Here is a 13233-nt window from a genome sequence, read left to right on the forward strand (position 1 = left end):
CCCGGCAGCGCAGCCACCTTCTTTTGCTCCGCCAAAAGAACCTGGCGCAAGAAAAGGCGGCCCCAAGTCCGCGTCCCTGCGCTGCGCTACGGGCAACCTCCGGTGCTCGTGCCCAAGGCGGTGCGGCAGAACTCGCGGCATTCGCTTCGCTCTCTCTGCTCAGACAGCTGCCGCAAGCTAGATCACGAAGCAAGAGCATCTTGCAGTGCTCTTGCCCGCCTTGGGCACTGCGCTCCTCAGCACGGCCAAAGGGGTTGGGAGCTTGACTCGGGCCATTGCTTCGCTCGGCCCTGGGATAGTCAGTCGCAAGCGAAATGGGTTCTAACCGGGTGAATGCGATGAGAGGGACTCTTTGGCTCTTTCCGTCAAACCCTTTCGCGTCCCTCGCCTATGGCATCCCGCCCTGCCAAAGTCGGAAACACCCTCACCCAGGCCAACGCTACCAACACGGTTCCTACACCGCCCATCACAACCGAACCCACCGGTCCTATCAGCGCCGCCGTGGCTCCCGACTCGAATTCACCGAGCTGATTGCTGGCGCCGATAAAGATGGAATTGACCGCGCTGACGCGCCCGCGCATGGCGTCGGGGGTCTCCAGTTGTACCAGTGTCTGCCGGATCACGACATTGACCATGTCGGCAGCGCCGGAAATAGCGAGCGCCACCAGAGACAAGGCAAAGCTTTCGGACAAACCAAACACCACCATGCAAACGCCAAATGCTCCTACGGACACCAGAAGAGTGCGCCCTACCCGCCTTTCTATAGGCCTGTGTGTGAGCCAGATGGACATGACCAGGGCGCCTACCGCAGGCGCGCCGCGCAACAGACCCAGCCCCCAGGGGCCAACATGAAGAATGTCTTTGGCGAAGATGGGCAGCAGCGCTACCGCTCCACCCAGCAAGACTGCGAACAGATCCAGAGAGACAGCGCCCAAGACTGGCTTGCGGTCCCAGATGAAACGCACACCTGCAAGCAAAGTGGCTACGGTCACAGGTTCCCTGGCTGGAGGGCGGTGGGTATAGCCCATTCGCGAGACCAGCACGCAGGCACCTGCGAACAGGAAAACGCAGGCGCCGTAGACCACCGGCATACCAGCCACAAAGAGCAAACCCCCTAGCGCAGGTCCTCCGATGACAGCCGCCTGCATGCCGGAAGATGAGAACGCCATGGCGCGGGAAAGAAGCCCTGGCGGGACCAGGAAAGGAATCAGCGCCTGCTGGGCGGGCATTTGAAAGGCGCGAACACAGCCCAGTAGCAAAGATAGGCCAAGGAGCAAGCCACGCGAGTCGTGGCCGGCAAGGTGCGCGGCCAGCAACACGAGCGCCACGACGCCTTGCATACCCAGGCAAATCGCAAGAATGAACCCCCGGTGGTGCTGATCCACTACATGGCCAGCCACCAAGGCCAGCAGCAGTGCGGGCGCGAACTGGTATAGACCGACCAGGCCCAGGTCCCAGGCACTGCCGGTGAGGTCGTACATATGCCACCCAATGGCCACCATCAACATTTGGGCGGCTGCTGTACCCAGCAAGCGGGCGTACCAAAGGCGCATGAAGGGGCGCTCGCGCCTCAATTCTGCAAAAGCCGATTCGCGCACTTCCGCGTTTTTAAGGGGTGGTGGGGTGTTCATGGGGTAGCAACTGCTTCCCATGGCGCCTGCCAGCCTCCGCCTAACGCCTGAATCAAGCCTACCGCCGCCTGTTGCCGCTGCAATTGAAGCTGCAACAGAGCGCGCCGCTGAGACAGCGCTGTGGCCTGAGCGGTTACCACAGCGGTATAGGCCGACAGGCCTGCCTGGTAGCTGTTCAACACCTGCTGCTCAACGCGCGCGGCAGCGTCAGCGGCCTGGCGGGTTTGATCGGTCTGGACAGCCAGGGTTTGCAAGGTGGTCAACTGATCTTCAACCTGCCCCATGGCGGCCAGCGCCGTTTGTCGGTAGCTCGCAATAGCGGCGTCGCGCGCAGCCATGGTCTGATCAACCCTGGCCTGGCGTGCACCTGCGTCGAACAAAGTTTCAGCAACCGACAAGCCCAGTGACCAAAGAAGATTGGAAGCTGAAAACAGGTTGCTGACAGGAAAGCCTGTGCTCGGCCCGCCGGAGGCACTGAGTGTCAAATTGGGGAAAAAGGCCGAGCGTGCCACACCAATCTGCAAGTTGGCGGCGGCCACTGAGCGCTCCGCGCGAGCTATGTCGGGCCTGCGCAGCAACAAGGTAGAGGGCACCCCGACAGGTACTTCAGGCACAACGCCCACCCACTGCTGCGCTTCAACTGAAAAGTCTGCGGGAGTCTGACCCACCAGCAAGGCGATAGCATGCTCATAAATGGCGCGACTGCGGCCGAGCGCGGTGCGGTTGGCCTGCGCGCTCAGAAGTGTTGCCTGCGCCTGTAAAAGATCAGTGCGAGCAGCCACACCAGCGTCATAGCGGTTTTGGGTAATCTGGGTACTGCGTTCATACGCCGTGACGGTGTCGTCCAGCAGGGCGATCTCGGCATCAGCCTCACGCAAGGCAAAGTAGGCAGCGGCCAGGCTGCCTTGCGCAGAAAGCCTTGCGTTGGCCAAGTCAGCCTGGCTGGCTTGCACGTTGGCGGCCTGTGCTCTGGCGGCATCGCCAAGACGCCCCCAGAGATCGGGGGCCCAACTGGCGGACAAGCTGGCAGAAAGGGAGCTGCCGGAGCCTGTGGATCCGCCCCCACCCGAACGCTGCACGCCCCCTTGAACACCCAAGGTGGGCCACAGCGCAGCCTGCTGCTGAGTCAAAAGAGCCTGGGCCTGGGCCACATTGGCCACCGCCAGGGCAAGGTTCTGATTGGAAATGTCCACCCGCTCCATGAGACCTGCCAGCACCGGATCCTGAAAGAGCGTCCACCATTGGCCCGCATCCCAGGAGCGGGCCGCGTCGGCGCTGACCCACCCTTCAGCGGTAGGGGCGTTTTTCCAGGACGCAGAAACCTCAAGCGGCGCAGAGGGGTCTCTCGGCGCCATGCTGCAGGCTCCCACCAGCAAGAGCAAACCCAGAGATAGGCCCTGGGTGATGATTCGATAAGTCGTGACTGCCATGATGAAGCTATTTCTTGAAATCTGCGGCGTTCGGAGCAGGAGCGCCTTCTCAGATAGTGGCCTCGCGCGCCAGATGGGTCTCATCAGGCTGACGGCGGCGCAGTTTATCGAGCAGCACATACACCACAGGTGTGGTCAGAAGTGTGAGCAATTGGCTCGCTATCAAACCACCGATGATGGTCACGCCCAGGGGCTGGCGCAGCTCGGAGCCTTGACCAAAGCCAATGGCCAGGGGAAGCGCACCCAGCCCGGCGGCCAATGTCGTCATCATGATGGGCCGCAAGCGGAGCAGACAGGCCTCTCGCACTGCCTGAGCGGCCGTAAGGCCACGCGCGCGCTCGGCCTCCAGAGCAAAGTCGATGATCAGAATGGCATTTTTTTTGACAAGCCCGATCAGCAGGAACACGCCGATCAAGGCCATGATGGAAAAATCCATGCGCATGGCCATGAGCGCCAAAAATGCACCAAAGCCGGCGGAGGGCAAGGTGGTGAGCACCGTGATCGGATGGATGAGGCTTTCGTAGAGTATCCCCAGCACCAGATAGATCACCACGATGGCAGCGATGATGAGAATGGTCTGCTCGGACTGGGTTTTCTGAGCGGCTGCAGCGGCACCACTGAAAGAGCCCCTGACATTATTGGGCATGCCAATCTCGGCCTGGTCCTCCAGCACGGCCTCTCGGCCCTGAGCCAGTGACACACCTTCGGCAAGATCGAACGAAATGGTGGCAGAAAGCTCACCGCCGTCGTGAAACACCGACGTAGGCACGGCCCTCTCCGAGAAGGATGCAAATGCCGACAGGGGCACCATGGTGGCTGCCGTCTGAGCCAGTGCCTGTCCGGTGGAGGCGTTGCGTTGGCCGGGGTTGGCTGAGGTACGCGTGCTGCTGGACGAGGTGCTGCTGGCCGCAGCGCTTCCCGTCGTCATATTGGCCGTGATCGCTTGCGCGGTATTGGGCAGCGAAAACATGGTGTTTTGCGGTGCGGTCTGGAACACGCTGGGGGAAGTAGCGGCTGCAGCAGACACGGCCAGCGTCACCGGCACCAGCACGTCGCGCAGCACCACGGGGGATGTGGCATAGCGGGGTGCCCACTCCATCACCACCGAATACTGATTGAGATCCTGATACATGGTCGCCACCGTCCGCTGTCCGAAGGCGTCATAGAGGGCCGCATTCACACTGGTCTGGCTGATGCCTAGCTGAGCGGCCTGATCGCGGTTGATGTTGACAAAAGTCTCTACGCCGTTGTCAGATTGGTCGTCATCGATGTCCACCAGGCGCTCGTCCTGCTTCAGACGTTCGGAGAGTTTTGTCGTCCATGTGCGCAGGTCATCTGCGTTGTCTCCTGTCAGCGTGTATTGGTAGGTCGAGTTGCTGCTTCGCCCACCCATTCGCAATTCCTGCACCGGGCCCAAAAACACCCGCAGGCCGGTGATACCCTGCATCTGGGGCCTGAGCCGATTGATGACCTGCCGCGTCGTCTCGCGCCCTGTGGCTCCGCCGCGCTGGCCATTAGGCTTGAGCGCCGCAGCTAGAAATCCGCCCCCCGTTCGGCTGCCGCCGGCAAATGCCACCACGGTGCCTACGGCAGGGTCTCGTCTGATGATTTCCACAACCTGCGCTAGTTTGTCGCCCATGGCCTCGGATGAGATGCTCTGGTCGGCACGCAGGCCACCGATCATCTGGCCGTTGTCCTGCTCCGGAAAATAGCCTTTGGGAATATGCGTGAACAGATAGACGTTGAGCCCCACCACCACCAGAAGAACCAGCATCACCGCCCAGGGCGCGGCAAGTGAGGCATCGAGCGCGCGGGCATAGATGCGCGTCATCCAGGACTGTCTGGCCGGTGCGGCGGTAGATGGCCCGCCCCCCAGCCAGACCGGAAATCGCGCGCGCAAACGCTGCGCCAGACTCAGACGAGGGGTGGCATCCCTGGCTCCCACTCTGAGCAGCATGGCACACATCATGGGTGTGGTGGTCAGAGACACCACCAACGAAATCATCACCGCAGCTGAGAGTGTGACGGCGAATTCCCTGAACAGCCGCCCGGGCTGCCCTCCCATGAACAACAAGGGAATAAATACGGCAACCAGTGAGAGGCTGATGGTGAGCACTGTGAAGCCCACCTCGCGAGCGCCGCGCAAGGCGGCTTCACGGCGTGGCATGCCCTCTTCCATGTGGCGTGAAGTGTTTTCCAGCACCACGATGGCGTCGTCCACCACAAAGCCCGTCGCCACGGTCAGCGCCATCAGCGTCAGGTTATTGAGTGAAAAACCGCACAGGTACATCACCCCGAATGTTCCCAGCAGCGACACCACTGTAGCCACAGCGGGAATGACAGCGGCACGCAGCGTGCGCAAAAAAAGCCCCACCACAAGCACCACCAGAATCACGGCAATGACAAGCGTGAATTCCACCTCCATCACGGATGCACGGATGGAGCCAGTACGATCGATGGCGACGTCCAGATTGATGTCCTGCGGCAGTTGCGCACGCAAGATGGGCAGGAGCGCATCGATAGCATCTGCCGTTTCGATCAGATTGGCGCCAGGCTCCTGCGTGACATTGACCACGATGGCCGGGGCGCCATTGAAGAGCCCCCGCGTTCTCGTGTTCTCCACGCTGTCAGTGACCTCGGCAATATCAGAGAGTCGAACCTGGTTGTTGCCGCGAGAGGCGATGATCAGGTGGCGATAATCGGCAGCGCGCAGGCCAGGTGCGGGCGTCAGGACTTGCAGGGCGCGGCTGTCGGAACCGCTTCCGACTTCGATCAGTCCCTTGGGGCGGTTGGCATTATTGGACTGAAGAGCAGCGCGCACATCTTCTGCCGAAATCCCCAGATCCTGCATTGAAAAGGGATTGAGCTCGACGCGCACTGCCGGCAGTGAAGATCCTCCCAGCTCAACGTCCCCCACCCCGTCCACTTGCAAAAGCCGCTGGCTGATGACATTGGAGACTGCATCGTATATCTGGCCTGGCGTACGCGTGGTAGACGTCAGAGCCAATATCAGAAACGGCTGCGATGCGGGGTTGGCCTTGCGGTAGGTGGGATTGGAGCGTAGATCGGCTGGCAAATCAACGCGGGCCGCGTTGATCGCAGCCTGCACCTCACGTGCGGCGCTGTCGATATTTCTATCCAGATCGAATTGCAGCGTCACGCGGGCTGAACCGGTCTGACTTCGGGAGGTCATCTCATTGACCCCCGCAATGACACCGAGAGTGCGCTCCAGTGGAGTGGCCACCGAGCGCGCCATGTCAGCCGGTGAAGCGCCCGACATATTGGCGCTGACTGAAATCACAGGAAAATCCACAGCAGGCAGACGCGCCACCGGCAGCAGGAAAAAAGCGCCTATCCCCAGCAGCGCCAGCCCCAGGGTCAACAAGACCGTGGCGATGGGCCGCTCAATGAAAGGGCGCGAGAGGTTCACAGCCTTGGAGCCTCTGGGTAGGTCTCAGCTGGCTCTTGCAAGCGCTCAGGACCGCGGCTAGTTCCCAAGCTGCGCCCCAATCTATCGAACGCCAAATAAACCACCGGCGTTGTGAATAGAGTCAACAACTGACTCAGCACCAAGCCGCCAAAAATGGCAATCCCCAGGGGTCTGCGCAATTCGGCGCCATCACCGACACTGAACATGAGCGGAAGCGCCGCCGCCATGGCGGCCAGCGTGGTCATCAAGATAGGCCGGAACCGCAGAAGTGCAGCCTGATGAATCGCTTCGCGGGGGCTCATTCCCCTCCCCCGCTCGGCCTCAATAGCGAAGTCAATCATCATGATCGCGTTTTTCTTCACGATGCCGATCAGCAGAATCAGGCCGATGACGCCCACCACGTCGAGTTCGCGCCCGCTCATCCAAAGCGCCAGCAAAGCACCCACTCCGGCTGAAGGCAAGGTAGAAAGTATGGTGAGCGGATGCACATAGCTCTCATACAAGACGCCCAGCACGATGTACACGCAAATGACCGCCGCCAGAATAAGCCAAAGCTGGTTGGATAGAGAGCTTTCATAAGCGCCCGATGCGCCAGTGAGCCGAAGCCGGATCCCTTCAGGCAGCCCCGCCTGGCTCGCAGCGGCGCGCACCGCCGATACTGCAGTACCCAGTGACACGCCCGGCGCCGTGTCAAAACCCACTGTGGCGGCAGGATACTGCGCCACTCTCACCACTTGAGACAAAGCGCTTTGCTCCCGCACCGTGGCAAACGAGGAAAGCGGTGTGGTGCTGCCGCTGCCTGTACGGACCGGCAGATTCAAGAGCGCGTGCAAAGTCGTCGCCTCATCGCGCTGAGCTTCCAGAATGACCCGGTATTGGTTGGTGTCCGTAAAGATGGTGGAAACAATCCGTTGGCCAAACGCGTTATAGAGCGTGTTGTCCAGCGCGCTGGCGGTCACGCCCAGCCGGGCCGCGGTGTCGCGGTTGATGTCGATGTAGGCAGTCAGGCTTCTGGCCCCTGCATCGGTCATGGAGTTGCGCACTTCTGGCACGGACTGCAAAGCTTGAGCCAGACGTTGCGCCCAGTCATTGACCAGAGCCGTATCTACACCTTCAAGAGCGAAACGATACTGTGTGGGGCCCGACTCACTGTCCACGGTCAGGTCCTGAGTCGGTTGCAGGTAAATTGAAACACCTGGCGTCGACTGCAGGACACTCAAGCGCAGGCGCTGCATGATGCTGTCCTGGCTATCTCCCAGAACGCCTTGCGGGCGCAGGTTCACAATCAGGCGGCCTGCACTCAGCATCGTATTGTTGACCGCATCCACTCCAACGATGGAGCTGATTGACTGCACCGCCGGATCAGAAAGAATGGCTTCTGCTGCTGACTGCTGCAAAGCAGACATCCGCTCGAAAGAAACCTCAGGCGCTCCCTGCACTCGGACTTGCAACTGGCCCGTGCTTTGCGTGGGAAACAGGCCCTTGGGCATGGCCCAGTACAACAAGCCCGTAAGCACCAGCGTGGCCAACGCCACGAGCAAGGTCAGCGGTTGATGCCTGAGCACCCAGGTCAAACCCCTATCGTAGCGGCCCACAACCCAGTCCATCCCCCGCTGCACTGAGCGCCCTATCCCACCCGTGGGTGCATGCAGGGTACGCAGCCAGCGCGCCGACATCATCGGCACAAGCGTGAGGGAAACGACAGCTGATATCAAAATGGTGATGGCCAGCGTCACCGCAAACTCACGGAACAGGCGGCCTATCACCTCCTGCATGAACAGCAGCGGAATCAGCACCGCGATCAAAGACACCGTGAGCGAGACAATGGTGAAGCCAATCTCACCAGCGCCTTCCATAGCCGCCTGAAACGGCTTCTTGCCCATCTCCATGTGCCGGGAAATGTTCTCAATCATGACGATGGCGTCATCCACCACAAACCCGGTGGCGATCGTCAAGGCCATGAGACTCAGGTTGTTCAAGCTGTAACCCAGCAAGTACATGGCCCCCATGCTGCCCAACAAGGATATGGGCACCGCGACGGAAGCAATGACGGTGGCACGGCCACTGTGCAGGAAGAAAAAAATCACCAGCACCACCATGACCACGGCAAGCAACAGCTCCATCTGAACGTGCTGAACGGAAGCGCGGATGCTGGTGGTGCGGTCCGTCAACACCTCCACGCTCACGGTCGTGGGCATGCTCTCGCGAAGACCGGGCAGCGCTTTTTTGATCGCGTCCACGGTACTGATGACATTGGCGCCCGGCTGTCTCTGCACATTCAAAATGATCGCAGGCGTCAGCGATGTTTTTGGGGGTGCAGCGTCTTGCGTGGTGGGATCCGCCTGGATAGCAGCCCAAGCGCCCAAGCGGCTGTTTTCCGAGCCGTTGATCACCCGGGCAACGTCTTTCAGCCGTACGGGTGAGCCATTGCGATACGCCAGGATCAGCTCCTGGTAGTCCGCAGCCGTCATGAGCTGGGAATTGGCATTGATGGTGTAGGAGCGCTGGGGTCCGTCAAAGCCACCTTTGGCGCTGTTGCTGTTGGCTACGCTGATGGCCGAACTCACGCTGTCCAGACCCATGCCCAGCGCGGCCAGCGCATCCACATTGCCTTGAACACGAACAGCCGGGCGTTGCCCGCCCGCCAGCGTGACCAGACCCACGCCACTGATTTGGCTGATCTTCTGGGCCAGGCGCGTATTGACCATGTTCTGCACTTCGGTCAACGGCAAGGCCGTGGAGGAAATGGCCAAAGTGAGAATCGGCGCGTCGGCCGGATTGACCTTGGCGTAGATTGGCGGGGCGGGAAGGTCGGCCGGCAGCATGGAAGCCCCCGCATTGATGGCAGCTTGCACTTGCTGCTCAGCGGATTCCATGGACTGCGACAGTGTGAACTGCAAGGTGATGATGGACACCCCCGCCGCACTGGTGCTGGCCATGCGATCAAGCCCTGCCATCTGGCCAAACTGGCGCTCCAGGGGCGCCGTGACCGTGCGGCTCATCACGTCAGGACTACCGCCCGGGTAGAGCGTTTGCACCTGGATGGTCGGGTAATCGACCTCGGGCAATGCCGCCAGGGGCAAAAAGCGCAGACCCACCAAACCTGCCAGCACAATGGCGACCATCAATAGGCCAGTCGCAACGGGGCGCTGAATGAAAAGTCTAGAGATATTCATGGCGCACGCGCTGGCTTATTCTCTGCGTGGCCCCTGGCCCTGGGCACGACGCTCACGCATCTGCTCCAGGTAAGCGCGCCGTTCGTCTGGGGACATGGCCATGAGTTTCTGCCGTGTCTCAGGCGACAAACGACTGGCCCACTCTGGCGAGCTCGCAGCCGAGGCTGGTGTGGCAGCACTCCGTGCTTCAATGGCACCAGCTGCTGGACGGCTGGCAGCCGCCGATGCCTGACTGGCTGAAGGGCCTGGGGCCGACGCACCGCGAGCTCGCCGGTTAGTGGCCCCAGCTCCGGGCGCAGCACCAGCGGGCCGATCTCCAGCCAGTTGCACACGAGCGCCGTCCTTGACGGCATCACCGCCTTCGGTCACGACCAACTCTCCGCCATTCAGGCCAGAGACGATCTGAATCTGGTCCGTGGTCGCCAGCCCTCTCTTGACGCTTTGCATGTGAGCCACACGCTCACTGTCGATCACATAAACGTAGTCACCCTTGGGTCCTGTGCGTACTGCGGTCACAGGTACGAGGACGCCAGAAGCCACGCCCAACCGAAGCTGGATATTGACGAACTGCGATGGGAAAAGCTCACTGTCTGCGTTGGCAAAACGTGCCTTGGCCCTGACCGTGCCAGTGGTGGTGTCTACCACGTTATCAAGCGTGGAGAAACTCCCGCGCTCAATTACCCTGGAGCGCGTGCGGTCCAATGCCACCACAGGCAGTTGGCCCGTTCGCTGAGCCGCCAACACATCCGGCACCCGATCCTGCGGAACTGCAAACTGGACGTCTATGGGAGCCATTTGAGTCAGCGTGGCAATGGTGGTGCTCCCTGCCTGCATCATGTTGCCGGGGTCCACTGCGCGCAGACCCACTCGCCCCGTGATGGGCGATGCAATGCGGGCATAGGAGACATTCAATTTGGCCGCATCCTCGGCAGCGCGATCGCTCTGAACCGTGCCTTCAAGTTGTTTGACAAGCGCCGCCTGGGTATCTACTTCCTGTCTGGCAATGGAGTCTTGAGCCCAGAGCGTCTGATAGCGCTGCAAAGTGACACGAGCTGCAGCCAGCTGAGCTTCATCGCGTGCACGCTGGCCCTGTGTCTGCGCCAGCGATTGTTCAAACGGACGAGGATCAATGACCGCCAGGATGTCGCCCTTCTTGACGCCCTGCCCTTCGGTGAACCGGACTTCTGTCAGCACGCCCGACACCTGGGGTTTGAGAGCCACCGTGACCACGGGGGTCACGGTTCCTAGAGCTTCTATGTAAATGGGAAGCTCGCCCCGGTGCGCGCTGGCCGAACCCACGGTCACGGCCAGCCTGCCGGCGCCCGCCCCCGGGGGTGGCCCGCCACTGACCCTGCCTGGGGCAGGTGCTGGCGCCTTGGATCGCTGTACGAGCCACCAGGCGCTTCCCACTAGCAAAGCCATTAGCAAGAGCCCCACGACCCAGCTCAGCCAGCGGCGCCGGGGCTGGGCCTGAACGGCCGTAGCTGCAGCAGAAGTATCAGGCGGCGTAGCTTGCATGGTCTGAAATGAAGTGGGATTAACCTGGCGTTTGGGCTTGGAAATCGTAGCGTCTCACCAAGGACGCTCAGTGTCGGCCATCTTAAGATTTGTAAAGCTGAACATACCAGGGCTCAAAGTGGAGATTTAACCTGCAGCGCTGACGAGCCTCTGGGCTGCGTCTCTAGTCGCAAGCTGTTCAGTTAAACCCAGTCCGTTCGCGCTGAGCCTGTCGAAGCGTCGCACCCGGCTTCGACAAGCTCAGCCCGAACGGGTATTTGTGTTCTTAAATGAACAGCATTGTTTCTAGTCGTGTAACCGCCACCGGGCAACTCGGAGCGTGCTGCCCGCCTCATGGGCCACCGCCAGAGCGAACACCACCCTTACCGCACTGCTTCTTCCATGCCTTACTCCTGCCAGACCACCGTGCCCGTAAGCCAGGTCACCAGAACGATGACCCCAAACGCCAGCCTATACCAGGCGAAGGGCACAAAACTATGATTCGAAATGTAACGTAGAAGCCACCGAACGCAGATCCAGGCACTGATAAAGGAGAACACAAGCCCAACCCCAAACAATGGAATATCCGCTGTCGACAGGATTGCACGCTCCTTGTAGAGCGAATAGACGCCGGCACCGATCAAGGTAGGCATGGCGAGGAAAAACGAAAAGTCCGTTGCCGCCTTGCGAGACAGCCCAAGCAGCATGCCACCGATGATGGTGGCACCGGAGCGACTGGTCCCCGGGATCATCGCCAGGCATTGCACCAGGCCAACCTTGAGCGCATCCCATGCGCTCATGTCCTCCACGGTGTGGATACGCGCGGCACTTTGCGGGCGCCGCTCAGCCCAGAAGATCACGAAGGCGCCCAAAATGAAGGTAGTGGCCACAACAAGGGGCGTGAACAGGTGCGCCTTGATGACTTTCCCAGCCAGCAGGCCTAAAACCACTGCCGGTAAAAAGGCTATCAAAACATTGACCACGAAGCGCTGCGCACTGCGGCTGGTGGGCAAAGCCACGGCCGTCTCCATGATCTTCTGCCAATAGACGATGATGACCGCCAGGATGGCGCCGGTTTGGATCGCAATCTCAAAGACCTGAGCCTTGGTACCTGTGAACCCCAGGAGGCTTCCAGCCAGGATGAGGTGGCCCGTGGAAGATATGGGCAGGAACTCCGTCAGTCCCTCTACGATGCCCATGATGGCTGCCTTAAGAAGTAAAACGGTGTCCAAGAGAGTCCTTTTTCTGCAATAGCTCGATTCGCGGCTTCGGGCGCGGATTCTACGTCCGCCAGGCGTGATGGCGCGTGCACCCCCCGATTGTTTCAGTGGTCGTCAACGGCTTGCTGTGCCCGTCCCGCTCGCTCCTCGGATGCGGCATTCCGCGCCAACAGGCTGCATTTCGTCGCAAGAGGCTGGCAGGGCTTCGCTCTGCCCGGCACAGTCATGCCATCGACACCCTACTTTCAGGAGTTTCCATGCTGTTGACCGACCTGCTGATCGCCCACCCCGAAGAGATTTCCACCATCATTGGTCATACCCCCGCCTGGGTAGGCGGGCTTCTGGCAGGACTGGCTTGGTTGGGATATTCCGCCAGCCGGCCCCGCGACGTCCACATCTGGCGCCTGGCTTTGATGCCGGTGGCCATGGGTGGCCTCGCCCTGTGGGGCGTCCACTCGGCATTCGGCGCCGGAGGCCGTCTGGCAGAGGTGCTGGCCGTCTGGGCTGCGTGTTATGCCGGAGTGATCGCCGCAAGTTGGAACATGAAAGCACCGCAGGGCACAACCTACCGGGCCGCCACGCGCAGTTTTCATATGCCCGGCAGCTGGATTCCTCTTGTGCTGATCATGATGGTCTTTCTCATGAAGTACGTCATAGGCGTGCAACTTTCCATGGAACCAGCGCTGGCCAGGCATGCTGGCTTCGAATTCACCGTGGCTGCCCTGTACGGAGCGCTTTCAGGCATGTTCGCCGCCCGTTCGCTTCGCGTGCTGCGCCTTGCAAACCGCCCAAGGTCTTCCCTGGTGAACCTGGCCTGAGATCGGCCCAGTACCGGAAATATCGAGAATG

7 protein-coding genes are annotated in these 13233 nt (G+C 60.8%); 1 reads left to right on the top strand and 6 read right to left on the bottom strand.

The features are described 5' to 3' along the window. Nucleotides 1-365: 365 nt before the first annotated feature. From ABIE13_RS23595 to ABIE13_RS23620, 6 genes are all read right to left on the bottom strand, one after another. Complete coding sequence (locus tag ABIE13_RS23595; protein WP_354448063.1) at nucleotides 366-1631, bottom strand: MFS transporter; 1266 nt, start codon at nucleotides 1629-1631, stop codon at nucleotides 366-368. Further along, on the bottom strand, nucleotides 1628-3061 hold the full coding sequence (locus tag ABIE13_RS23600; RefSeq protein WP_354448065.1) for an efflux transporter outer membrane subunit: 1434 nt from the start codon (nucleotides 3059-3061) through the stop codon (nucleotides 1628-1630). Before ABIE13_RS23600 ends, ABIE13_RS23595 begins: the two co-directional genes overlap by 4 nt. Nucleotides 3062-3110: 49 nt before the next feature. Further along, nucleotides 3111-6491 (bottom strand): efflux RND transporter permease subunit, encoded by a 3381-nt coding sequence (locus ABIE13_RS23605; protein WP_354448067.1) that lies wholly within the window; start codon nucleotides 6489-6491, stop codon nucleotides 3111-3113. Continuing rightward, complete coding sequence (locus tag ABIE13_RS23610) at nucleotides 6488-9667, bottom strand: efflux RND transporter permease subunit (RefSeq protein WP_354448069.1); 3180 nt, start codon at nucleotides 9665-9667, stop codon at nucleotides 6488-6490. The genes ABIE13_RS23605 and ABIE13_RS23610 overlap by 4 nt, the downstream gene beginning before the upstream one ends. A 15-nt stretch (nucleotides 9668-9682) precedes the next feature. Next, nucleotides 9683-11185, bottom strand: coding sequence for an efflux RND transporter periplasmic adaptor subunit (locus ABIE13_RS23615; RefSeq protein ID WP_354448071.1), 1503 nt, complete (start codon nucleotides 11183-11185; stop codon nucleotides 9683-9685). A 386-nt stretch (nucleotides 11186-11571) separates the two neighbouring features. Continuing rightward, nucleotides 11572-12396 carry an undecaprenyl-diphosphate phosphatase gene (locus ABIE13_RS23620; protein WP_354448073.1) on the bottom strand — a complete coding sequence of 275 codons (825 nt, stop codon included), beginning with the start codon at nucleotides 12394-12396 and terminating at the stop codon, nucleotides 11572-11574. A 245-nt stretch (nucleotides 12397-12641) separates the two neighbouring features. Between ABIE13_RS23620 and ABIE13_RS23625 the strand changes: the two genes are divergently transcribed. After that, nucleotides 12642-13202 (top strand): DUF6622 family protein, encoded by a 561-nt coding sequence (locus ABIE13_RS23625; RefSeq protein ID WP_354448075.1) that lies wholly within the window; start codon nucleotides 12642-12644, stop codon nucleotides 13200-13202. The last annotated feature ends 31 nt before the right edge of the window (nucleotides 13203-13233 follow it).

This window comes from Ottowia thiooxydans, assembly GCF_040548795.1.
Lineage (GTDB): Bacteria > Pseudomonadota > Gammaproteobacteria > Burkholderiales > Burkholderiaceae_C > Ottowia > Ottowia thiooxydans_A.

Bases quoted from the DNA above. Each gene is read 5' to 3' on its own strand.
- ABIE13_RS23595 (WP_354448063.1), bottom strand. From the start codon at position 1,631: ATGAACACCCCACCACCCCTTAAAAACGCGGAAGTGCGCGAATCGGCT.
- ABIE13_RS23600 (WP_354448065.1), bottom strand. From the start codon at position 3,061: ATGGCAGTCACGACTTATCGAATCATCACCCAGGGCCTATCTCTGGGT.
- ABIE13_RS23610 (WP_354448069.1), bottom strand. From the start codon at position 9,667: ATGAATATCTCTAGACTTTTCATTCAGCGCCCCGTTGCGACTGGCCTA.
- ABIE13_RS23615 (WP_354448071.1), bottom strand. From the start codon at position 11,185: ATGCAAGCTACGCCGCCTGATACTTCTGCTGCAGCTACGGCCGTTCAG.
- ABIE13_RS23625 (WP_354448075.1), top strand. From the start codon at position 12,642: ATGCTGTTGACCGACCTGCTGATCGCCCACCCCGAAGAGATTTCCACC.